We start from the raw sequence: 22,672 nt of genomic DNA on the forward strand, positions 1-22,672 counted from the left end.
GTCCTCTTGGTGCCAGACGGCTTCGAGCTTCGACGCTCCTTCTGTATGTAGCGTGGACCAGGTCCAATCGTCCTATTGGCCCGGTAATGCACTACCTGGGATTGCACCTGTTCTTCGGTTCCCGAAAACACTACTTCGCCGTCGATTGATAAGCTGTAGATGGGTATTTCTCCAGCATGACCTGCTAACGTCAGGGTACCGGTCACGCCCTCACCCAGGTCCACCGTCTTCGACTCTTCTGATGTTGTCGGGAAATCCGTAATAGTCGACGCCATTCACTCCTCCAATTTGCTGGCACACTTGCCCCTGACCGCCGAATGATAGTGACACCACGCGGGCCTACCGTTCTGGCATTCCACGCCGAATCCACTCCTCATATTCAACAAGGACGTTCGTTTCGATTGCCCAAACCACGAGCAGTACGTTTGCCGCAGCCACTAGGACGACTGTCCAAAGCCACCTACGTTCGAGCCTGAATGTGAGTGCCAAGAGCACGGACACGACGGAGAAGATGTCCAGGAAATGCGATGTGAGCCCAATATGGTTCACGCGCACGAAGGCGGCGCGATACAGCACGTACACGATGGACGGGAGCGCCGGCGCGGCGGCAATCAGGGCCAACAGCTTGTTTCTCATTTCACTGGTGTGAAGGTCTGGTCTGGCATTGCCTCTCCGTCATCGAAGTACCCGTCGCGCCCCGTTTGGCTTAGCTTTGCGCGTGCCTTGGCATAGAGCGGCGGGAAAAACGCCTTCCCGCGGGGTTCAGGGCAGCGCTGCGGTCGTCTGCCTGGGTGGCAGCTTACTTTCCGTGTACTTTTCGGTAACCACGATGCTGGCCACGAAGAGCACCACGCCAATGGCCATCGTCGCAGCCACCCGCAGGCGGTAACCCGGCCGGCGAAACAGCACGAACACCACCAGGGGCAGCTCTGCCAGCGCAATCAGTAGGCCCAGAACCATTACCAGCCCGCCGATTGCCACCAGCGGTCCGGTACGCACAGCCGCCAAATCAATGTGCGCGAACAGCAGCACGTACACGGCAAAGGCCGCGCTCATGGCCACCAGGACGCCTGTAAGCGCCTCCACCCAGCGAACAACCCGCGTTCTAGTCATTGCAGTCCTTCCGCCGCCACCAGCTTGGCGAGCGCGGCCCAACGTTGGGGACTGTCCTTAACCACGTGGGCATAGTAGAAGTGCCCCTCGCCCTTGCCGCCCATGAACTGCTTACCAAGCAAGGGCGCGGCTTCCATCAGCTCTGTCTGCGTCATACCAGCACAAATTGGGTCGCCGTGCTGGTTCAGGTTGATTACGGTCACCTTGCCAATCAGCCTGTGCCCCTTCAAATCACGCAGAAAGCTGCCATCGATGGGGGAGCCAATCAGGACAAGATGGTCCACCCGGTGGCCATTCCGTGCGTAAGACCACGCTGTTTGCGCAGCGAGTAGCGAGCCATAGCTGTACCCGACAAGGTTAAATTGCGGGGCGTCTGCGGCCATACCGCTTGATATGGTCCATTCGCCATCGTCACGAAACCGGACGTCAAGGCCGGACCGCATGGCATCCAGAACGGTTCCCACGAAGCCTGGATAGTCGCGTGTCGCCGAGTTGGTCAGGCCAGCAAAGCAGTATTTGAGGCCGGCGTCGCGGAACGCTGCCAGTTGTGGCTGCAGGTACGGCCCATCCAGGCCAGCGCCTCCCCAATACAGCGTTCCACGGGGGCGCAGCAACACAACCCTAACTGCCTCACGGTCCGTAACAGGGGTCAGCTCGTGGGAGCCGGAATATACGACCTCGGCCATATCAATCGCCCTCGGGCAACACTTCGAGATGTACGGTGTGGGGGTCAAGTCCCTGGACGCGCTGCGTATGCCCGGACGCGTTTGTAACCCCTTCCGCCGAGCCGCCTGGCCAGGTAAGGCGATAACGGCGGCCAGCCAGAGGCTGCTGGCTGACCTCATCGACCAGCTGGAAATGACGGTCGAACATTTCCCGCTCATTATGCGGTGGCTGCAGCTCGCCTACCGTTCCCGTACCGCTTGCATGGTCTGCCACGCCATGATGAATGGCTGTAGCAACAATGCGCGGCTTCTTTGGGCAGCCACACAGCACCAGGTCATTGTGCCGGGCTACCGGAACACCGTTGACGGTCTGGATGGGGAAGGTTTCGCCGGTGATTTTCCCGGTCGATTTGCATCCAGGGCACGTAGCAATGTCGCCCCAGAGCGCGGCGGCCTTGCCATCGATAGTCATGAACGAGCCGGCGCCGGCTGTGATTATTGTGCCTCCTGTCGTCGTCCTATCGCCCAGAACTGCGCAAGCATGCAATATCGACCTCCATCTCCTTAGCACCAAAACCGTCGCGGTCGTGCGGAACGGCGGCCGACACTTTGGGGCAGCTCGAAGCGGATGACAATTGAATGTTGTTCAGACCAGCCTTTACCGCACGGAGGCGGGGGCGTAGCTATCATATGGCTTGGAGACGTTGAGGGACTCCGGGGAGATGCGGGCAACGATAAGAGGCTGCGATTGGCAACTCGAACAATTGACATCGTCTACGACAACCTGACGCATGCCCAGGTGGCAGCCGACACCGTCCTTGAGGGCGGGACAGCTGACAAGCATCGGCAGCGGCTGGACGATGAAATCATGCGGCTTGAGAACGGCCAGCGTCGCTACACGTGTCTATATTGCTTGGAATCGCTGAGCATCCGCGGGTCGCTTGAGCGGGTCTACCATTTCGCTCATCCCAAGAACCCCGGGGCGGAATGCCCCTATCGGTCCGGATACGTTTTAACCAAGGACCAATGGGATGCTCTCAAGTACAACGGCGCGAAAGAATCACAGGCTCACAAGCAGATGAAGGCTTGGCTGGTGGAGAGTCTGCGTGCGGACCGTGATGTCGAGCCGAACACAATCATCGAAGATGCTCGGATGCAAAGCTGGCTCGACCGCTCCGTCTGGCGCAAGCCGGATGTCCGTGGAGATTGGCGCGGCAAGACGCTTGTGTTCGAGGCCCAACTTTCCACGACGTTCATATCCGTCATTGCAGCTCGCCGACAGTTCTACCTTCAGGAAGGAGCGTTGCTGTTCTGGATATTTCGAGACGTAATGCTTGCGGAGGATGTGCTGAGGTTCAGCGAGAGAGACGTCTTCTATAACAACAACTGCAACTTGTTTTCCGTGGATGCTGAGAGCGTCGCTGCATCGAAGCGGGAGAATGAGCTCAAGCTATGGTGTCGTTGGCAGGAACCTGTTCTGCAGCAGAGCAGTATTCAGTTCAAATGGCACAAGAAGCTGGTAGGCATGTCGCAGTTGACGCTCGACTTCGATAAGCAACGAGCCTACTTCTTCGATTTCGATGCGGCACATGGCAAGCTCAAGGCGGAGCTCGCGGCTCGCGCAGCGCTTCCTCCGTTCAGGCAAAAGGAGCTTCACACAGCTCGTTCAACCTCCACGCAAGATGACGGCAGGGAACTGGGGGAGCGGGTTGCACTGCAGCCGCGCTACGACATCATGCCCAGCGAGCTGGAGCGCGCGTGGCTTATAGCATCGAATGAGCCCGACCACTTTGGCATGCTTCGGGTCCAGAACTACACGTACGGCGTGCTGGCGCCGTATCTCCACCCCGTCTGCGCAACAGCCCCCCGGTCTCTCGAGGGTCGGGATGACCTTCGTACCATCTTGAGCGGCCTTATCTCGTTGCGGCTAGGTCGGATTGTCGGCGTCCCCAGCTTGAACTGGAAGCAGTTGGAAGACAGGGTGTTTCGTGCGGCCTTCGGATACTACGGCGTGTTTCGCTATGCTGCAAGAATCTATGGCAAGTTCAGCGACATAGGGTACGACCGGCCGGAATCTATCGCCTCTACCAATTTTCGCGAGTTCTCTGAGCGGAAGGAGAATACCCCGATGGTGGTGAAGAGGGATTTCGACCAAGCCTTCAAGCTTCTCTTCCCAGAACTGGACCCAGCAAGACGCGTGCGAACGGGCGGAGCATCTACCTGAGTTCTGCGCTATTCCATAGAAAAAACGCCCGGCAGTGGCTGCTGTAGCCCGACGCTGAGAGCGCTGCTGTTAGGCCTCCTCGCACATGCCCCGCAACAACAAGTCATCCGTGACATTCCACAAGCCCTTTGACGGTCGGCCAAGCCCGCTGCCTATAGTTGGTTTGTGCTTGCTGGCCCCGGCTGTGCACAACAAAATCCACGGAATTGGTATTCAGCGCGAGGTGGCCTCACTCGGCCTCGCCGCTGTGCTCAAGCGTCTGACTCGGTTCTTGCGTCGGGGTGGCCCTGAACGGCCATCGGACCGAGCTACCGTGGCGGGAATTCTGGACGGAATGTCCGCGAAGTTGGGGGCATCGGTCAAATTCGAGCCGTTCCAACGCGCCCTGGCCGGCGACGTGGAGGCTCAGCGCTGGGTGGATGGGCTGGGCATGTACGAGGCGCTCTTTCACGGCCTAGGCGCTGGTCCGGAAACCTGGGAGGGGCATCACTTCTACCTGGTTGCCGCCGAACGTGCCAGCAATACGGTTCTGGAGCTGTGTCGGCGAGGCGATTGGCCCTCTGCCGCGGACTTCGCTGCTCAGCATCCGCTGTTGCAGCAAGTGCTGTGGCCATCTGCCTACGAGCGATTGCGGACCGCTTCCTCTCTCAACAACATGGCCGAGCTAAGGTTCAGCATGGCGGGGGAAGTCCATCTCGGCTTCCTCGCGGCATGGGACGTTGCTCGCGGGAACGAGACGGGCCCTCTGTTCGGTTGTCTCATGCCATCCAGCGTGTGCCCTGGCCGTAACCCCACCAGCCTGTTCTACGATGAACTGCAGCGCCGTTTGGGCAAGGCGAGTATGGGGGCGGTGCTATCCAGTAAAGAGGGCAGCCAGACGACGTTGGACAGGCGCACGCTCGAACGGTGGAGCGCGGGTTCACATTCCCCCGAAGTGGCTAAGCTTCGCGCGCTTCTGGAAGCGTATGGCATGCATAGTGAGGAGGAGCGGCTATATCCACAGCTCTGGTGTGCCAAACACTTGAACATGCTGGGTCATTATGCCGAGAGCGCCGTAGACCAGTGCCAACCCGCGCTGGGGGCCGCCCTTACCAGAAGTCATGCGGCGCGATACGTCTATCCCTTTGGACACGAAAGCTTCCAGTGCTGGGTGGCCGACCGCTATCCGAAGTGGCTTGCCTATCATCGGAAGCAGGCCGACCAAGTCAGGGCGCTCGCACTCGACAAGGGCGCCGGTTAGCGCGCGGCGCATCAGGCTGTTCCTACTTGCCCTTCGGGGTATTGTTGCTGCGACCGCCGCCAGATGGATTCCCCGTTTTGCTCGGCAGGTTGGCAGGGTATTGAGGTTGGTTTGCAGTGTTCATAGCATTTTCCATGTGATGTACCGGCCTATTCCGGTGGACCTCACTCTGGCTCAGTTCGACCGTCTTGCCACCGGCATGGTTTGGACAAGCGCCAAACCGCCAACGCTGATGGTGAGCATCATGGATAAAGTGGCGGTCTACGCCGCCATCAGCGCATCTGTTCAGCACAACAAATGCCCCTACAAATGGGGCGCAAAAACCCAACCAGCCGCGCAATCTTTCCATCTCTTTGCCGATGTTATGTGCCCCGCCTCGCACGGCACTTTTCGAGCTCTTGCGTGAGTGTCTCAATTTCGGCCTCCATACTGGCTGCCCGCCTGAGCAACTGAGCAATCTGGTGCCAATATTCGGAACCGAGGTCACCGTCTGCTAACGCGAGTTCATGCAATTTGCGCAACGCAACGTCTAGGTCGATTGGGTTCTCGGAAGTCATCGTCGTGCTCCTTCGTGTGTCGACGCCGTTTTGAGGAGACAGCATGCCTGGATACGCATCAGCGGCGCGCACGCTTCCGCTCATCATGCCCACGAACATCGCCGGTCATTACGCGAACGATTGAAGGGTTGGCCTGGCACAGGTGGGACAATTCGGCGTGGTATCCGTACAGTCGATGCAGCGCAACTGCAATCGCGCATGAGCGCGAGTATCCACCTTCGCAGTGCACGACAACCGAAGCGATTTCCGCGGGTAGAGCTTCGATAAAAGCGCGAATTGCAGAGCCGTGCTCAGCCGTGAACGCGTGAGGAAGCTTCTCCTTTGCTCGAGCAGACAAATCCGGGTTAAGGAAGTCGACGTCGGCAAACTTCAGCCGCAGCACGTGAGCAAAGGCAGCGATATTGGCTGGCGGGCGCTCTGGCGCCGTGACGGAGATGACTGCAATCGATTCGAGTTCGGGCAGCCTCTCAGCGTCCGCCCGGGATAGTGCGAACACCTGCCGTCTGCCATCGGCCGGAGGCCTGTACAGCTTGCTAAGGATGTCTTGCAGGCGTTGCGCCATTCTCGGCCTCAAGCATCTCGGGCCGCCGCACATTTCGCCATGGAACGCTGATAGCTCCATGAGAGCAGGTCGGCCGCAAGCGTTGCATCCCGGAGCTCATATACGGCAAGCATCGCACGCGCATAGTGTTCTCTGGTGACATCCTGAAACGTGAGGGGAGCGCAGTTGCGAAGCAGCAGCGGGATGTTTGCCGCGAGCCGGCTGGTCGCCGCGTTCCCGTGCTCAAACGGTTGCAGGTAAGCAAGCTGTATCCATAGAAACAAGGCAGCCTCGACTGGATTCTCGATGCGGTCCGCTTTGTCCACGATGGATTCCAGCATCGCCTCGATGACATCAGGCTCCTGCGTTGGTGAGTAGAGCGTGCCGGCAATGCCTAACGGGCCCTGACGAATGGCGCCAAGCGAGCTGCTATCCGCAACCAGGTCCTGCATGAGAATCGCGTGCACGTTCCGCAGGACTACGGCTGAAAGGCCCTCCTGAGAAACATCGTGAACAAGGAATTCAAGTGCGGCTTTGTGATTGAGCAGCATCACCGTGTCGACATCACAGCGAAGCGCTCCGCCGTTGAGCAATTCTGCCGCCGCGTGGTAGCTGTAGCGGTTGCCTTCCAAGCGGGACGAGTTCCAAGACAGGTCGACGAGCGGCTCTACGAGGGTACGGTCTGACCAGTCGCCAGCGGAACGAGCCTGGCTCCGACTCCCGGCACGATAGAGTTCTTCCGCCACTTCGCGCGGCATCAGCTGCGATTGATTCGGTGCGTACCGTTGGACGAAATCACGCTGGTATGTGGCAGGACCTCGAGCCGCCATTGGGACGTCGAACCGATGGATAAGCTCGACTGCCGATGTCGACCAGATTGGATGCGCTGCGCTTTCAGTCTCGGAGCCCACAGCCGTCTTCGCAAAAGAAGCGTCCCAGGTTTGTGAAAAGGGCGGCTCGTCTCACTGGAGCTTTATCGAGGCGTGACCATCTCCGTTTTAGACCACGAGCATGCTTTTGCCAACGCCTCATTTAATAGACGTGAACCTCGCGAGCAGCAAGCCTGCAGCCGATATTTTTCTTGCGTTTCTTTCGAATGGCTCTATATTCTTGGTGTGGAATATTCCACACCAAGAATATAGGTGTCATGCTCGGTGTGGTCCGCAAAGCTACGTGGAGAGGTGCTGCTTACTTTCCGCTGCGGCTGCTGCGATGTCGCTGTGGTCGACAAAACGCTCCAAGCCCGTGATATTTGAGAGGCTTGAGAGTTGCAGCAATAAGGTGAAGGGGAAGCTACCGGTTTCAATCAGCGCCATCAGCGCTTCTGGCATGATGTCTGCGCTGACCTTTGCAAGGTGTTTTGCAAACCTTGTCAGGTCTACGCGTTGCCTCTTCAGCTCTAGGAGGAAGATATGTGTCGCACATTCTTCCCAGTCATTGCACCGGTCCAAGACTCTCGTCCAGTGGGAAGGGTTTTCCGAGTCAACAGCGGCGAGTACCTGCAAAAAGAACGCCAGCGAGTAGGTCCCTCGTGTGGCTTTGCCTTCAACGCTTCGAGTCGTCTCGTCTATCCCGCAACGCCGAAGGCGTTCGGCCGCACTCGAATACGTTGCCCCCTTACGGATAAGCAGGCCGCGAAGCGTGCGCGACGCAAGGCGCGTCCAAGGAGTCTCCACATGGCTCACTGTTCAGTTCCCTGAGTATGCCGCGTCAGCGCCGTGAAATTGGCGCTATAGCAAGCCGAACGCTGACGGGTCTATCCAGTATAGCTTTGAAATGAGCATTATTGTGCGCTCCGGCTTGTATTTTGGCTACTTAAGACCGGGTGAGGCGTCCGGGCTCCATGTCGTTTCGTGTGGAAAGCAACACTGTCACTGGGGCATCGCCGGCGCGAACGGGCTGGCCGGCAGGTGCTTGAGCTTGGACATGCGCAGGTAGGCGATGGCGATGAAGTTCTGGCTCGTCCTGAAGCCGCGCGCGGCGCGCTTGGCCTGCTGCAGCAGCCCGTTCATCGCCTCGACGAAGGCGTTGCTGCGGTGATCGACCATGCCGCGCACCACCGCGTCGAACCGCTCCTTGAGCGTGGCGGCCAGCTTCTTGAACGGCTCGAGCCGACAGCGCCGCGCCCAGCTCAGCCAGGCCCTGAGGTCGGATGCGGCCTGTTCGATGCTGTTGTGCGCTGTGGCCCGCGCGTACACCTCGCGCAGCGCCATCTTCAGCCGCCACGCCCGCGCGCTTTTGAGCGTCGAGCGCTGCAGCCAGTGCATCGCCTGGATCTGGCGGGCGCTCCAGCTGCTGGGGTTGCGCCGCATGCCCCACAGCAGCTGCCTGAGCGTCTTACGCTGGCCAGTGCCCAGCGCGGCTCGCACCGCCTGCGCGTCGGTGGCCATCTCCGCGCGGCGCACCTGGTCCATCGCCTCGATGGCCATCGAGACGACGTGAAAGCGGTCGTAGCTGATCTGCGCCTCGGGCAGCGCCAGCGCCACGCCCTTGGCGTAGGCCGCGCTCATGTCCATGCACACGTGCCGCACCTGGGCGGGATCGCCGCCATGGGCCTTCAGATCCTCGGCGAACTCCACCACCGTGCGGTGCTCGCGCCCCTCGGTGGCGAACAGCAGCCGCTTGCGATCCAGGTCGTGCACGACGGTGATGTAGTGCTGCCCGCGCCGCAGGCTGGTCTCGTCGATGCCCACCGTGCGCACGCCGGAGAAGTCTTCCAGCGCACGCGCCTGCTCGACGTAGAACTCGATGCGCCGCCACAGCCGCTTGTCCTTGCAGCGCAGCAACTCGGCGGCCTGGCGCACCGGCAGGTCCAGGCACAAGGTCAGCGCCAGCGCTTCGAACGCCGCGGTGAAGCCCGAGCCCGGACGCGCCCAGGGCACGGCCACCTGCGTGGTCTTGCCGCAGGCACCGCAGGCCACGCGCGGCACGTCGCAGTGCAGCCAGGCCTCGAACTGGAAGAAGTCCAGGTGCCGCCAGGATCGGCGCAGCCGGTCGTGCACCGGTTGCGTGGCCGCACCGCATGCCGGGCAGGCGATCCTGCTGGTGTGGCAGCCGATCTCGAAGTCGATACGCCGCTTGGCGGTGTCGAGCCTGACGTCATCGACGACCCACGGCGGCTGCAAGCCCAGCGCGCTGGTGAACAGAGCTTCTACGGCAATGCCCATGGACTCATCCTCCTGCTCAAACCCGCCCGGTGGACATGTGCACAGGCCGACCAGCGGCCTGCACACATGCCCACCGGGCTCGACGACCAGGAGTCATTGTGAGTGTTGTGTTCCACACGAAATGACGAAGGACCGGCGTCCGCACTCACGTTCTTTTGGCGTTTGCGTGATTACCAATTTAATGGGAAACGTGTATCTGATAATCGCTGATTTCGCAATTCAGTTTGCTTGGAACGTTAACTTTAGGAGGCCGCGCCGCAGGCTGGTTTCCGGGCGATTGGCGTTTAATGACTTGCTGATTGCGAATTTACTGATAAGCGCTGAAATTGGCCTGCTTTCTCGCCGAACTTAATTAAATAATATAGCTTGAATAGTCAATCCTGACTTCAGTGACTTATGTGCGAGTTTACCTCTTGTTTTCGATGGCCGAGATAGTTAAGATTCTCGCCGGCTGCAAAAGTGTGGTAACTGCACATTGCACGCAGTCGACAACATGTCCGGGATTTGCGTTTGTGTTTTGGGAGCGGTACCCCACAAAAGACAAAGGCAAGTCCCGGATTGAACCAGGACTTGCCTTTGAGCGACTCCTGTGGCAGGAACCGCGAGCTTGGACTCTCGCGCGTATCCTGCCACAAGGGGGCGTTTCCGTCAAGTGTTTTCGCTCGCCCGTACGAAGGGCGGCTAACCGACATGGAGAAACCTGTGGCTACGCCTACATCCCCATCTATTCGCAGAGCGATTGCTCTGCTCCCTTCATTCCGACCGCCAGGCAACCTATTGCCGGCCTGTTCGCGTCCTCGTTTGCGGCCACCGCTGTGCGCGGTTGTGCCAGGAAGCTCTGCTTCCTGACCGCGCCATCGGACCGAGCCTACCGAGACGGTAACGCGTAGCTTCGCCACCTAGCCGCACCGCCGATTGACCCGGCGGATGCTTGGTTGCGCGCGTGCTTTTACAGGCACGCTGGCAGCGCTGTGCCCGCACGTCTTCAGAAGGCTCGGAAACCATCAACGTATCGCGCCGTTTGCGAGGCCCCAACTCGCCCGGAAACGGCGCAACCCATCCGGTTTTCAGCAATGAACCATAAAAACGAAAACACGACCGTTGTCGACGTCCTGCCGGCCGGCGAGGACAACCCCTGTGTCAACAACCTCCCGGCGGTACCGAAGGGGAACGCGGCAGCAACGATATTTCTCCGCGGCTGGCATCCCGACGCTCCTGTGCCAGCGAATCGAGCTGTGCGCCGCAGTCGGATTGGGCAAGACGAGGAGCAACCGTTGATTCCGTTTCCCGAGCACACCCGCCTGCTTGGGCAGGTGACCGCCTTGGTACGAAGAGGCTACGCTCACCGGAATCCCCTGTCCCCCGCATTCCACGCCACGGCACATTCGGCCTTGTCTTCCGCAGCTCAGGGAAGTGACAGGCACGGCCACCTCTGGCTGAGGCCGGAACTGAACGTCCCGGGCGCCCGACCGCGCGGCCTCCTCTTTGTCACACCAGCACGAATGGGGCGTCGCGTCATTGCCGAGCGCATCGCGAGCTTCCTCGGCGAAGAACCTATTCCTCTGCACGTGCCCACGCCGACAGGAAGCGTGCACTACATCCAGATTCCGGTGTTGCGGGTAATGTGGCCTGACGGCGGCGCTCCGGCACAGTTCGTGACGAACTTCTTAGGCGCGTTCGACAGAGCACTCGGCTCGCATTACTCCACGGCTATTCGACCGTCGCGCTTCCGGCTCCATGAAGAAGCGCTCTCAATCCTCAGCGGTTTCAGCATCGCTGCCAACGTTGGCCTCATTGTGGTTGAGCGCATCAATGGTCGCGATGCAGGGGCCAGGGCGGCAAATTCGCTGTGGAATCTGCTCGGGCAGTTCACTCGGACCACCGGGATTCCCATTCTGATGATGGCAAGCACTGCTGCCGCTTCGCATCTGATGCGCAAAACCAGCGCGGCCAGCGAGCTGACAGCCGGAGGCGTGCTATGCATGGACCCGCCATCGGCGACCTCGCAGGCTTATGCTGACCTCTGCACCTTGGCATTCCAGAAGACGATGAAGGGCCAGGGTCCCGCACCGAGCTGGCTTGTCGAGACCCTGGCAAAGAAGACGCATTGCCGACTCGCACTGGCCCAGAAGGTCTGTTTTCAATTGGGGCGCTCTGTCGGTAAAGCCGACATGTCCAGGGCACCCCACAACCTCGACACGCTGATTGACGAGGCCCTCTACATCGAAGGGCCTGCGTTGCAGTCGCTCACAACCCTTGGTGACGGTCGAGGCTTCACAGTGGATGGCTTGCGTCGGTTCAGTGACTGGTTGCCAACCGGCCACGCACCGTTGCTCGTTCCCATGCCCGAACGCATGCTGGTGACGTCACGAGCGGGCCTGCAGTTCCAAAAGGAGGACACGAAATGAATCATCTTCCTCTGAACACACTGGCCGGGGAGTCGGCCACAAGCATCCTAGTATCCGATGCTGCTGTATCGGTCGAGCCTGCGACAAAACGGCTTGCCCATCTCAGTTTTCGACGGGGTGGTGCGTTCCTCTATAGCGTGCCTTGCCGGCTTCAGACATGGCAACAGGTACTGGGAGACCTATACGGGTCGCCGTGGGACATCTTGACGGAGCACTCATGTTTTCCCGCTTTTGCTGCGGGGATGGCACCAGAGTGCGCGGCACGTGGTGTTGCTCAACTTCAATTCGGAACACGGAGCCGGACGGTGTTTCCCCGGCTCCCGGTACTTCTGGAACCAGGAAACCGATATGGGTTGCGTTGCCCAGTCTGCAAGGCAGAGGCGATGCCAGTCATCGGGAGGCAGCCCTCTTTCGTATGCCATTGCCTACCCTTCATCTCCAGGTGTGGAGACCACGGCGAACTGCTCCATCTGGAGGATGAGTCCAGTACCTATGAAGCCGGGATGTTCATGCTTGGCCGGCCAGGGGCTCGTCGCAACAGTGCGTTGTACGCGGCGTGCGCCTCTGCGCTGTTGTCGGTGCGAAATCCTGAGGACCTCCGGGCCAACACCTTGGCGAAGCTGACCGCTTGTGGCTACCGGCGCGTGGGCGGCCGCTGGAACATCTCGCATCTTACGAGCGATTGGACCCTGGTTGCCCGAGAGGGATTCGAAGATTGTCGGCTCACTACGGTCACAAGATTCGAGGGTTTCGCTGCTTGGTTGCTACGAGCCGCAGAGCGCAAAGAGCGCCCCATGCACCCCGCTTGGTTGGCGCTGTTGAATTGGTTCATCGCGCGCCAAGGAGGGTCCTGCTGTATTGCGCCAGCCAAGCCTGCTGTGCGGACGGTACCGTCTCGTCAAGCCGGTACGCCATATCGACCATCACGCGCCGACGTCAAGATTCATCGTCAGCAGTGGCTCGCCCACAAGGCAGCGCATCCCGATGCGGGAAGGACGGCGCTCAGAGGTGGACTCTACGCGGTTTGGGCATGGCTCTATCGCAATGACCGCGCTTGGTTGCTCTGTCATCAACCGTCTAACGCAACCAGGCGAGGCGGGAGACGCAGTTCGAAGCTGGAAGCGTTGCTCGCGCCGTGTGTCCGTGTCCCAGCGGTCCCACGGCAGGACCGCCGCGGCTTGCTCCATCTCGGCACGGCATACCAGGTTCGGGTGCGGCTCGGCGTGACGGACTACGCCTATGGCCGTCTGTCTGCCGTTGACGCTGGCGTGTCTCAGCAATGTATTTCCCGCGTGGAGTTGGTGCAGGCACGCGTTGCGTCTCTGCAGGATGCTCTCGAGCTTGACCCGCATGCCGCAGCCCTTTCCGTGCTGGCGCGGCGAGTGAGTCTCCGCGAGTCCACCCTCTGTCGCGCGCTACACGCAGTCGACCGTGAGGAGCAAGCACGATGACACGCCTGCACTATTTGCAGATGAGCGGATTGGCGCCCGGTGAGTGGTGGACGGGACACTGTGCTCGGCACGAAGTCACCGCAACGACGTGCCCGGACTTCAAATCGTGGTGTTTCCCAAGCCGCATTGCTCAACGCGCTCTGCCATTCAAGAGCGTCATTGGACCGGCTGACTATGTTGTCGACCGCCATACGCTCTACCCCTTGTATAGCCGCATGCTGCCTCCGGAGGATGCAGCCAAGGTTCGCTCGCACCTGCTGGGGGAGCCAGTGCATGGCTTGCCGGCGATGATTGGCGCCGGCGGACCGCACAGCGGGTGGGCGACGTTCCAGCCCGCATATTGTGATGATTGCGTACGGCATGACATTGCTCCCACCGGAGTCCCGTTTTGGCGTACCGAGCATCAAATCCCTGGAGTGCTGTTCTGCGCAAAGCACGCAAAGCCGCTCCTTGCACCTTGTCGGGCGTGTACTCCGAACAATTGGGCCTCCCTCATTCCGCTCCCAGGCCACCGATGCGACTGCCCCCTGATTCCTTTGGTCGGTAAGGGGGCTTTGAGCCTCGGTTCAATTGCCTTTGAGATTGAGGTGGCTCACGCGGCAAGCAAGCTGCTTGATTGCAGCTACCTCCCGCAACTCGACGCACGCTCCATTGGCTCGTTGGTTCGGCTCGGTGCAGCCCGAATCGGAATCCCGCGGCGAGAGGAAGGACGGCAGAAGGCCTGGCTCGCTTTCATACAGGAGGCGCGGCTGCGCGAATCGTTCGAACGCATGAGCTTTCACACCATTCCGTTCGCTCGCGTCGGAAATGTGCTGAGGGGACGCGCTGTCCTGCGCCACCCACTTCGAACCATCGCTTTGCTGCTCGGCCTCTGGGGAACCTGGGACGCTGTCGAGCGCGCGGCACGCGGAGCTCGCTGGCCGGCGAGCCCGGCCATGCGGCGGTATGGGGCGTTCGTGGCGGGAAGTGACCCGCAGGGCGACCATCGTCGCAAGAAGTCCCGTCAAGTGCGAACGAGGAATGACGCACCGGCTCTATTGGCAGCTTATAAGCAGCTTCGCCATGAGCGACCTGGTGCTCACAGGGCGACGCTGCTCCTGCAATTGCCTGAAGGCGCCCGCGAGCTGCTCACCCGGGATGAGCTTGATGCGGCCGACGTGGAGGTACTCGGCGATGTTGCCCAGCTCGATTCCTCAATTGTGGAGCACATCTATGCGCGCTCCGAAACCCTGGTAGCCGCCGGCCACCCTGGGCGAATCAGTTCCAAGCAACTGCTGGACGGACATCCGATGGGGCCGGCGTGGTTCCGCATCCGCCATTTGCTGCCGAAAGCCGCTCAAGCGCTGAAGCGCTGCGCGGAGACCAAAACCGAACATCTGGCACGCATGCGTGTGCTGCCATATCTCGCCGAATCAGCGGCACCTGCTGCCGGCATCTAAGTCATGAAAATCTTTGAATTGAATGCTCCCTTCGTTACACCAAGGGACATCGCACTCACGCCTTTGGACCCCTACGGCATGCACCAGGGGCCGCTCTACGCTGCGTTTCACAAGGCGCGGCCACCAAGGAACAGTACACGTACGACGCTCGCCGACCTCAAGTTCGACCGGCGCCTGGAGGCGCTGTCGACGAATGAGACACGCGTGCTATACGCGCTGATGTTCCATCCGTATGTCATCGATATTCGCGAGCAATACCCATTCTGTGATGACGAAACGCTTCTGCGGGCACAACAACAGGGTCGGCGGGTACGCCGTACTGAGATGACGACGCTGGATGTGGTCGTCACGTACGTGACGCCGACTTGCTCGGTGCCGCGCTATCACGCTATCTCGGTCAAGAGTCCTTCCCATGTGCCAACGGTCGAAGACGCGAGACGCGAGGAACGGGAGCGCGCCTATCTCGACCGGCTCGGCTGGTCATGGGAACTCGTCAAGGGCGATGAAGTCACCGACGAGCACTACACCAACTGCCGACTTTTTTATCACACGGTGCGTGATACGGACATATGGTCGCTCTACGACCTGGCCGGAACGTTCTCGCATGCGCTTCTGAAAGGCAGCCGAAGAGGCTCAGCAAACGCAGTCCGCCGGCGTGCCGCGCGCACGCTCGGGTTAGTGCCTGACGCCGGCGAGTATCTCTTTGCAACCGCAGTGGCCTTCGGTTTCCTACGGCTAGACCGCAATGTTCTGTTTGACCCGGAAAGGCCCATCGTCTTCGCGGGGGACCGCCGTGAGGCACGGCAGAGAACACCCGCTACACCGACGGAAATGCTGAGGAGTTGGGCATGGTGTTGGCGCGCAGCTAAATTTGACCCACGGTTTTCATCTAAATTTGACCCACCCCGAGACGGCGTAAAGCGTTACTGCGGTGTGGATAACTCTTCGTTTTCTGCCTCCCTTGAGCCCTTTCGACGGGCTGGCCTAGCCTTCGCCGAGCTGGTCTTGAAGCGCCACGACTCGTTGCCGGTTTCAACGATGTGGCAGTGATGCGTGAGGCGGTCGAGCAGCGCCGTGGTCATCTTGGCATCGCCGAACACGCTGGCCCACTCCCCGAAGCTCAGGTTGGTCGTGATCACCACGCTGGTGCGTTCGTACAGCTTCGAGAGCAGGTGGAACAGTAGCGCGCCGGCGGTCTGGCTGAACGGAAGGTAGCCCAGTTCGTCGAGGATCACCAGATCGACATGCATAAGCCGGTGCGCGAGCTGTCCGTGCTTGCCGGCAGCTTTTTCCAACTCCAGTGTGTTGGCCAGTTCGACCGTCGAGAAGTAGCGCACGCGCCTGCCGTGACGCTGGATGGCCTCGATGCCGATGGCGGTTGCCAGATGCGTCTTGCCGGTGCCCGGCCCGCCGATGAGCACGACGTTGTGTGCGCTGTCGAGGAACTTCATCTGGTACAGATCCCGGATCAGCCCTTCGTCGACACGGGCCTGCGCGAAGTCGAAGCCCTTCAGGTCGCGGTGCGCCGGGAACCGGGCGACGGCCATCTGGTAGGCAATCGAGCGAACCTCGCGTTCAGCACCTTCGGCCATCAGCAATTGCTCCATGAAGCGCTCGGGATCGAACTCGGTATGTCGGGACTGCGCGTACAGTTCAGTCCAGCCGCTGGCCATGCCGTGCAGCTTGAGTGCCTTGAGGCGGGCAACGATCTCATTGGACATGCTGGTTCTCCGGTGCGCGCAGACGTTCATAGCGGTTCACATCCGCGACAGGTTCTTCGGTCAGGCTGAGCGTGGTGGCGGCCACGATCCGGTGCTGCGCCGGCGCTTTCAGCCGGCTCAGCACGTTGAGCACGTGATCACTGCTGGGCCGCCCTGAGTCGAGCGCGGCTTGCACCGCCACCAGCACGGCATCCAGGCCGTGTTCGCGAACGGCGGACAGCACCTGCGTCATCACACGGTCGCCACCGGCGTGCTTGAGTAGATGCCCCTGAAGCTCCTGGAGAGGCTGCGGCATCGTGGCAAACGGCGCACCGTTGCGAAGCGCGCCTGGCTTGCGCTCGACCAGCGTGATGTAGTGCTGCCAGTCGTAGAACGTCAGGTACCGCTCGAAGCTGCGTTCGTGACGAGCTATCTCGCGACCGTCGGCAACGACGCTCAGCAGCGCCGGATAGCACCGCACGCTCACGAGCTGGTTCACGAACTCGGTCGGCACGCTGTAGCGGTTGCGCTGGAAGTGGATCAGTCCCGTCGAGGACACCCGCAGGAACTGCTCGACGTAGCCGTCGAACGGGCGCGGGTTCGGCATCAGCCGGGGGCGTTCGTCCTGCAGCACATCCTCGACCATCAACTCGGGCCACTGCGGATGTGGTGCCCGCCATGCCTGCCGACACTGGTCGGCCACCCAGTCGTTCAACGCCGCCAGGGAAGCCCAGCGCCGTTGGGCCGCTTCGTGCCAGATCTGCCTGCGCCGGTCCTGCACGTTCTTCTCGACGATGCCTTTCTCCCAGCCCGAGGCCCGGTTGCAGAACTCCGGCTCGAACAGGTAGTGGCCGCACATCGCCTCGAAGCGGGCGTTGACCGTGCGCTCCTTGCCACGGCCAACCTTGTCCACCGCCGTCTTCATGTTGTCGTAGATGCCTCGGCGTGGCACACCGCCAAACGCGGCAAACGCCTTGGCGTGCGCGTCGAACAACATCTCGTGGCTTTGCGTGGGATAGGCGACCAGCCAGAACGCGCGGCTGGCGTTCAGCTTCACATGGGCGACTTCAAGACGTCGGCGCAGCCCGCCGACGAAGACATACTCGCAGCTCCAGTCGAACTGGAACGCTTCACCTGGCTCGAAGGCCAGCGGCACGAACGCTTTGCGTCGGGGAGCCTGGGCTTGTTGCTCTCGCCAGCGCCGAGCGAACTCGCTCACCCGCGTGTAGCTTCCGCTGTAGCCCTGTGCCCGGATCGCTTCAAACATGAAGCGCGCCGTGCGGCGCTCACGCTTCGGACGATGGCTGTCGGTGCGCAGCCATTCCTCAAGCTGCCCCGCCCATTCGTCCACCACGCTCGGACTGACCCGCTTCGGGTACTTCGGCTCCGTCGCTTCTGGCTCTCGCAGCCACGACCGCACCGTGTTCCGGGACAACCCCGTTCGCCGTGCAATTTCCCGCAACGGCACCTTCTCGCGGAAATACATCCGCCTGATCTTGGCCAACATGCCCACCGTGATCACCTCCGTATCCCCTGCTCAAAAAATGAGCAGAACATTCAATCACGTGGGTCAAATTTCGATGCAAATCACCCCGCCAGGTGGGTCAATTCTGCTCGCGCGTTAACAGTCATACACACGTTGCGCCGCAACGGTCTATGTGTCCGTCAATACGCTGTCTCTACCGGCGCGTCACACACCCCTCGCCGCCAACCGAAGGTTCAGTGCGCAATGTCGGCACAGCACGACACATTCTTTCAGGGACGGGAACAGCAGTCCTTCGCTTACGCTCACGCATTTGTCACACAGCTCTGCGCATTGCCGAATCAAGCCATTTGGGAGGTGCTCCTGCCGACCAAGCAAGACGCTCAAAAGCATGCACGTGTCTACGCACTGCAGAACCGCTTCGCGGATGTGTACTGGCGTGGAGGGACCGTATGCGACGCGCATGCACGCATTAGCGCATGAAACCACGTCAACCTGAAGGTGCCTCTGTGGAGAGTGGGCCATAGTGCGCCAGCGCTGTAACGCTGTTCAAGCAGCATCCTCTGTGCCGCTAAGCTTGGCGCTCAAATTGGATTCGGGGGAAAGCAGACGCCTCGCGTGGCCCTGATACAGATGCACCTGCGGCGTGGGCGTTTTGCCCCGGACTGTACGGAGAGCAGGGGGAGGTTTGGGCCGTCGCAACAATTAATGCGAAACGGCGTGCAAGGGTCCTCACCGACAGAATCCCGGAGCCAACCAGCCATTTCTTGCAGATGCGCTCGAGAAATAAGGCGCGCCAGGACTGGGTCTGCGGTCGGCGGCGCAACAACTTAAGGGGCGCGGCGCACGAATTATTTCAAACCGCTACTTGGACGATAAGAAGCCGCTGCGTTTGCAGCGGCTTTTTTTGTGCTCGCCCCACGGCGCGGTCATCCAAACCGGACGCAATAGATCGGAGGAAGGTGCGCAGAGACCAGCTGCCAGCTATCGCCGCCATCTGCAGACGTCCATAGCGCGCCGGTGGTCGACCCCATTGCCAGGCGCGTGCCGGTCTGGTCAACGGCCAGGCCATGCCGATACACGAGGTCAGAGGCCGGCGCCGGCGGCAATCCATTGGACAGGGCTTCGAACGTGCGCCCGCCATCGCGGGTGCGGGTGACGACGAGGCGGCCGTCCACCGGGAGGCGGCATGCGTCTTTCACGGCGGGCACGAACCACGCGGTGTCGGGCTCGTGCGGATGCACGGCCACCGCAAAACCAAAGCTCGATGGCTGCGCTTCCAGGCGCTGCCAGTGCATGCCCCCATTGGTCGATCGAAAGATCGCGCAGTGATGCTGCACCCACAGCACGTCGGGGTTGGCGGCGCATTGCACGACGCGGTGCGGGTCTTGCACGTTCGCATCGCCGCGCCGCTCCGGCGGCATGTAGTCGGCTTCCATGCCCTCGGCCGTCACGCGCCAGCTCGCGCCGCCATCGGTGCTCTGCCAGACCCCGCCGCACGACACGCCGATCGTGACGTGCCGACTGTCGCGCGGGTCGACCATCACAGAGTGGATGCCCGGCGCGTCATAGCCGCCGCCAAACCATTCGCGGCACTCGGGGCGGTCCCACAGCGCCCGGTTCAGCGCCCACGAGTCGCCGCCATCGACCGAGCGGAAAAGCCCGCCGGGAATCGTGCCGGCCCACAGCACGCCGGGCTCCTCGGCGCCGCCTGCCTCGAGCGACCAGATTTGCTGCAGCGTCCATGCGGGCGAGGGCGGGCCGGGTGTTGCCGCATCCGCATCCGCGCGGTCACCGGAATCTGCTTCGTCGGCGGGCTGCTGTGGGTAGGTCGGGACGCCGCATTCCTCCCACGCGGCCATGCCCGCGCGCCGCCGGTGCAGCTTCACGCCGAAGTGTCCGAGATTGAGCGCGGCATACACCGATCCGTCGCGCGGGTCGGGCAGCACCATGCTTACCGGTTCGCCAATGAAGTCGGGCTGGCCGAGTGTCCATCGGCCCTCGGCCCCGGGGCGCAGCGCGAACAGCCCCTTGCGGGTGGCGACAAGCAATCGATCGTCCATGTCGGCTCTCCTGGCGAGGGACGGGCGGATTCGTTGATGCGCGGCGCGCTAACCGCCGGTCAGCGCCTGTATGACGTACACGCGGCTCGCTTTGCCCAGCGGGTCGGTCAGACGCTCCCGATCGCGCACCGGTTGTCCATCGATGAACACGGCGAGGTGTTTGCGCAGCGCGCCTTGATCGTCGAGGATGTAGCCGCGCAGCCGGGGTTGCTCGGCAAACACCGCGTCGAGCGCTTCGCCCAGCGTGCGCGCATCGACCTCGCGCTCGGGCGTCGGAATGTGCCGCTGGATCGAGGCAGCAAAAAAGAGATACGCCATGGGGGGCGTCGCACGGGGGGCGGCCGTGTCGGGTGTTTCTGTAGTGTAGGCAGCTCAGCGCGCAGCGGGAGCGGATTCGCGGGCGGCCGGGAAGGTGCAACACCGCGAAGCGATGCATCAGTCGCACCCCTGCGTGCCCGTGGCGGCGAGCGTTTAAAGCGCGCACGCTGGCCGGCCAGCTTGTATGCTGCGGTGCGCCGCCTCACCAACGTTTCCGGAGACCTGCGTGTTCTACTTCCTGAACAAAGTGCTCTTGCTCGCCATCTACGGCGTCGCGCTGGGCAGCTATGCGGCGCCGCTGGCGCTGTCGGCCGACGTCATCCATGGGGTGCGGATCGTGGCGGCCGTGCTGCTGGCCGCCCATCTGCTGGAGGTGGTGTTCTGCTTTCGCAAGGTTGCGCTGCACAAGGGCCCGCTGCTCGACAGCGTGCTGCTGACGCTGCTGTTCGGATTCCTGCATTGGAAGCCAATGGCGGACGCGGTGCGGCGCGCCCGCTGATCTGCCTCACTCCTTATCCCGATGCACCGGAAACAGCGCCGACAGCACCTGCCGCGCCGTCCCGCGCAGCACGCCACTGGCATCGGGATCGCCATAGGCCAGCGCGGTCGCAAAGTTCCGCGCCTGTTGCAGGGTGACGTGCGGCGGCAGCGGCGGCACATCGGGGTCGGTCTTCACTTCCAGCACCACGGGGCGGTCTGCGGCGAGGGATTCGTCCCACGCGCCGGCCAGCTGGTCGGGGTTGTCCACGTAAAGCCCCTGCAGGCCGATCAGTTCCGCAAAGCGGTGGTACGGCACGTCGGGAATGTCCTGCGACGCCGGAAACTTCGGATTGCCCTCCATCACGCGCTGTTCCCACGTGACTTCGTTCAGGTCCTGGTTGTTGAGGACCATGCAGATCCACTTCGGCGATGTCCACTGCTTCCAGTACTTGGCCACCGTGATGAGCTCGGCCATGTTGTTCATCTGCATGGCGCCGTCGCCCACCAGTGCGATGACGGGCCGCTCGGGATGCGCGAACTTGGCCGCAATCGCATACGGCACCGCCGCGCCCATCGACGCCAGTCCGCCCGACAGCGAACCCATCATGCCGGGCTTGAACTTCAGGTCGCGCGCGTACCAGTTGGCGCACGTGCCGGAGTCGCTGGTGACGATCACGTTGTCGGGCAGCCGGGGTGACAGTTCCCAGAACACGCGCTGCGGATTGACGGGAAACGCCGGCTGCAGTGCGCGTGCTTCCAGCGTCTTCCACCAGTCGGCATTCCAGCGCGCGATGCGCTCGGGCCAGTACGTGTCGGTCTTGCGCTGGAGCAGCGGCAACAACGCCCGCAGCGTCTGCGCGCAATCGCCGACGAGGTTGACTTCCATCGGGTAGCGCAGCCCGAGCATGCCGGGGTCGATGTCGATCTGCACGCCGCGCGCCTGGCCCTCCTTGGGCAGGAACTCGGCGTACGGGAAGCCCGAGCCGACCATCAGCAGCGTGTCGCAGTGGTTCATGAGCTCCCAGCTCGGCTCGGTGCCGAGCAGGCCGATGGCGCCCGTCACATAGGGCAGATCGTCGGGCAGCACCGCCTTGCCGAGCAGCGCCTTGGCCACGCCGGCACCGAGCGTCTGCGCCACCGCGGCCACCTCGGCGCTGGCCCCGAGTGCACCTGCGCCCACCAGCATCGCCACGCGCCGGCCGCGGTTGAGCACGTCCGCCGCGCGTTCCAGGTCGACGGCATGCGGCACCACGCTGGGCGCGCTGTAACCCACGCCCGAGTGCAGCGTGCCGTGCGCATGCGGCGGCGAGCTGTATGGCATTTCCTGCAGATCGTTCGGCAGCACCAGTGCCGTCACACGGCGCTGGCCAATGGCGATGCGCACCGCACGGTCGAGCAGGTGCCGCACCTGCGCGGGCACGCTGGCCTGGTGCACGAACGCCCCGGCCACGTCGCGGAACATCGCCACCAGATCCACCTCCTGCTGGTAATGCCCGCCGACGGCCGTGCGCGCCTGCTGGCCTGCAATCGCCAGCACCGGCATGTGGTCGAGCCGCGCATCGTAGAGGCCGGTGACCAGGTGCGCGGCGCCGGGGCCCGACGTCGCCATGCAGACGCCAAGCTCCCCGGTGAACTTGGCATGCGCCGACGCCATGAAGGCGGCCATCTCCTCATGCCGCGCCTGCACGAACTCGATCTTGCCGCCGGCACGCTGCAATGCACCGAACATGCCGTTGATGCCATCGCCGGGGTAGCCGAAGATGCGCCGCACGCCCCACTGGTACAGGCGTTCGACAAGGAAATCGCAGACAGTGGGTGCCATG

21 protein-coding genes and 3 pseudogenes are annotated in these 22,672 nt (G+C 61.9%); 9 read left to right on the plus strand and 15 right to left on the minus strand.

Annotation, left to right across the window (positions count from 1 at the left end; translation table 11 throughout):
• Positions 1-339: 339 nt before the first annotated feature.
• From TK49_RS03990 to TK49_RS23985, 4 genes are all read right to left on the minus strand, one after another.
• Entirely contained in the window at positions 340-636 is a 297-nt protein-coding gene (locus tag TK49_RS03990) for a hypothetical protein (RefSeq protein WP_045785545.1), read from the minus strand.
• A 126-nt stretch (positions 637-762) separates the two neighbouring features.
• Positions 763-1,056 (minus strand): hypothetical protein, encoded by a 294-nt coding sequence (locus tag TK49_RS03995; protein WP_240479930.1) that lies wholly within the window; start codon positions 1,054-1,056, stop codon positions 763-765.
• Between the two features lie 53 nt (positions 1,057-1,109).
• A complete protein-coding gene (locus TK49_RS04000) occupies positions 1,110-1,799 on the minus strand; it encodes a thioesterase domain-containing protein (RefSeq protein ID WP_045785547.1) in 690 nt (229 codons plus the stop codon).
• 1 nt (position 1,800) lies between these two features.
• Positions 1,801-2,349, minus strand: coding sequence for a PAAR domain-containing protein (locus tag TK49_RS23985; RefSeq protein ID WP_276203703.1), 549 nt, complete (start codon positions 2,347-2,349; stop codon positions 1,801-1,803).
• Between the two features lie 177 nt (positions 2,350-2,526).
• Between TK49_RS23985 and TK49_RS04010 the strand changes: the two genes are divergently transcribed.
• The 3 genes from TK49_RS04010 (at position 2,527) to TK49_RS24505 (ending at position 5,648) form a co-directional block, all read left to right on the plus strand.
• Positions 2,527-4,002, plus strand: a complete 1,476-nt coding sequence (locus tag TK49_RS04010; protein WP_045785549.1) for a DUF6035 family protein — start codon at positions 2,527-2,529, stop codon at positions 4,000-4,002.
• 313 nt (positions 4,003-4,315) lie between these two features.
• Positions 4,316-5,242 carry a hypothetical protein gene (locus TK49_RS23720; RefSeq protein WP_157773980.1) on the plus strand — a complete coding sequence of 309 codons (927 nt, stop codon included), beginning with the start codon at positions 4,316-4,318 and terminating at the stop codon, positions 5,240-5,242.
• 157 nt (positions 5,243-5,399) lie between these two features.
• Positions 5,400-5,648 (plus strand): hypothetical protein, encoded by a 249-nt coding sequence (locus tag TK49_RS24505; RefSeq protein ID WP_157773981.1) that lies wholly within the window; start codon positions 5,400-5,402, stop codon positions 5,646-5,648.
• Positions 5,649-5,857: 209 nt separating this feature from the next.
• On the opposite strand, the gene TK49_RS04030 is transcribed toward TK49_RS24505, so the two are convergent.
• The 5 genes and pseudogenes from TK49_RS04030 to TK49_RS04045 all read right to left on the minus strand — a co-directional run bounded on the left by TK49_RS04030 (position 5,858) and on the right by TK49_RS04045 (position 9,507).
• Positions 5,858-6,361, minus strand: a complete 504-nt coding sequence (locus tag TK49_RS04030) for a protein-tyrosine phosphatase family protein (RefSeq protein ID WP_045785553.1) — start codon at positions 6,359-6,361, stop codon at positions 5,858-5,860.
• An 8-nt stretch (positions 6,362-6,369) separates the two neighbouring features.
• Complete coding sequence (locus TK49_RS04035) at positions 6,370-6,972, minus strand: Fic family protein (protein ID WP_157773982.1); 603 nt, start codon at positions 6,970-6,972, stop codon at positions 6,370-6,372.
• A 537-nt stretch (positions 6,973-7,509) separates the two neighbouring features.
• A complete protein-coding gene (locus tag TK49_RS25155; RefSeq protein WP_157773983.1) occupies positions 7,510-7,671 on the minus strand; it encodes a hypothetical protein in 162 nt (53 codons plus the stop codon).
• Positions 7,672-7,824: 153 nt separating this feature from the next.
• Positions 7,825-8,025, minus strand: a pseudogene (locus TK49_RS25210) (DUF6471 domain-containing protein); the annotation flags it as partial.
• A 186-nt stretch (positions 8,026-8,211) separates the two neighbouring features.
• Positions 8,212-9,507, minus strand: coding sequence for an ISL3 family transposase (locus tag TK49_RS04045; protein ID WP_045218767.1), 1,296 nt, complete (start codon positions 9,505-9,507; stop codon positions 8,212-8,214).
• A 1,502-nt stretch (positions 9,508-11,009) separates the two neighbouring features.
• On the opposite strand from TK49_RS04045, the gene TK49_RS04050 reads away from it, so the two are divergent.
• The 5 genes and pseudogenes from TK49_RS04050 to TK49_RS24915 form a co-directional block, all read left to right on the plus strand.
• Positions 11,010-11,915, plus strand: coding sequence for a hypothetical protein (locus TK49_RS04050; protein ID WP_045785554.1), 906 nt, complete (start codon positions 11,010-11,012; stop codon positions 11,913-11,915).
• Between the two features lie 794 nt (positions 11,916-12,709).
• On the plus strand, positions 12,710-13,366 hold the full coding sequence (locus TK49_RS25215) for a TnsD family Tn7-like transposition protein (protein WP_167669779.1): 657 nt from the start codon (positions 12,710-12,712) through the stop codon (positions 13,364-13,366).
• 20 nt (positions 13,367-13,386) lie between these two features.
• Positions 13,387-13,797: pseudogene (locus tag TK49_RS25220) on the plus strand (TniQ family protein); the annotation flags it as partial.
• Between the two features lie 123 nt (positions 13,798-13,920).
• A complete protein-coding gene (locus TK49_RS04060; RefSeq protein WP_157773985.1) occupies positions 13,921-14,805 on the plus strand; it encodes a hypothetical protein in 885 nt (294 codons plus the stop codon).
• 219 nt (positions 14,806-15,024) lie between these two features.
• Positions 15,025-15,288, plus strand: a pseudogene (locus TK49_RS24915) (hypothetical protein); the annotation flags it as partial.
• Positions 15,289-15,728: 440 nt separating this feature from the next.
• Here TK49_RS24915 and istB read toward each other — a convergent pair.
• The 5 genes from istB to TK49_RS04085 all read right to left on the minus strand — a co-directional run bounded on the left by istB (position 15,729) and on the right by TK49_RS04085 (position 20,369).
• On the minus strand, positions 15,729-16,526 hold the full coding sequence (gene istB, locus TK49_RS04065) for an IS21-like element helper ATPase IstB (protein WP_024542409.1): 798 nt from the start codon (positions 16,524-16,526) through the stop codon (positions 15,729-15,731).
• Complete coding sequence (gene istA, locus TK49_RS04070) at positions 16,516-18,018, minus strand: IS21 family transposase (RefSeq protein WP_024542408.1); 1,503 nt, start codon at positions 18,016-18,018, stop codon at positions 16,516-16,518. The genes istB and istA overlap by 11 nt, the downstream gene beginning before the upstream one ends.
• A gap of 177 nt (positions 18,019-18,195) precedes the next feature.
• Positions 18,196-18,513, minus strand: a complete 318-nt coding sequence (locus TK49_RS25260) for a four-helix bundle copper-binding protein (RefSeq protein WP_476727114.1) — start codon at positions 18,511-18,513, stop codon at positions 18,196-18,198.
• Between the two features lie 404 nt (positions 18,514-18,917).
• A complete protein-coding gene (locus TK49_RS04080; RefSeq protein ID WP_045785558.1) occupies positions 18,918-20,051 on the minus strand; it encodes a WD40/YVTN/BNR-like repeat-containing protein in 1,134 nt (377 codons plus the stop codon).
• A gap of 48 nt (positions 20,052-20,099) precedes the next feature.
• On the minus strand, positions 20,100-20,369 hold the full coding sequence (locus TK49_RS04085) for a MoaD/ThiS family protein (protein ID WP_045785559.1): 270 nt from the start codon (positions 20,367-20,369) through the stop codon (positions 20,100-20,102).
• Between the two features lie 226 nt (positions 20,370-20,595).
• Here TK49_RS04085 and TK49_RS04090 point away from each other — a divergent pair, with 226 nt between their 5' ends.
• On the plus strand, positions 20,596-20,868 hold the full coding sequence (locus tag TK49_RS04090) for a hypothetical protein (RefSeq protein ID WP_045785560.1): 273 nt from the start codon (positions 20,596-20,598) through the stop codon (positions 20,866-20,868).
• 6 nt (positions 20,869-20,874) lie between these two features.
• On the opposite strand, the gene TK49_RS04095 is transcribed toward TK49_RS04090, so the two are convergent.
• Entirely contained in the window at positions 20,875-22,671 is a 1,797-nt protein-coding gene (locus tag TK49_RS04095) for a thiamine pyrophosphate-requiring protein (RefSeq protein WP_045785561.1), read from the minus strand.
• Between the last annotated feature and the right edge of the window lies 1 nt (position 22,672).

This window comes from Ralstonia mannitolilytica, from assembly GCF_000954135.1.
In the GTDB taxonomy this organism is placed as follows: Bacteria; Pseudomonadota; Gammaproteobacteria; order Burkholderiales; family Burkholderiaceae; genus Ralstonia; species Ralstonia mannitolilytica.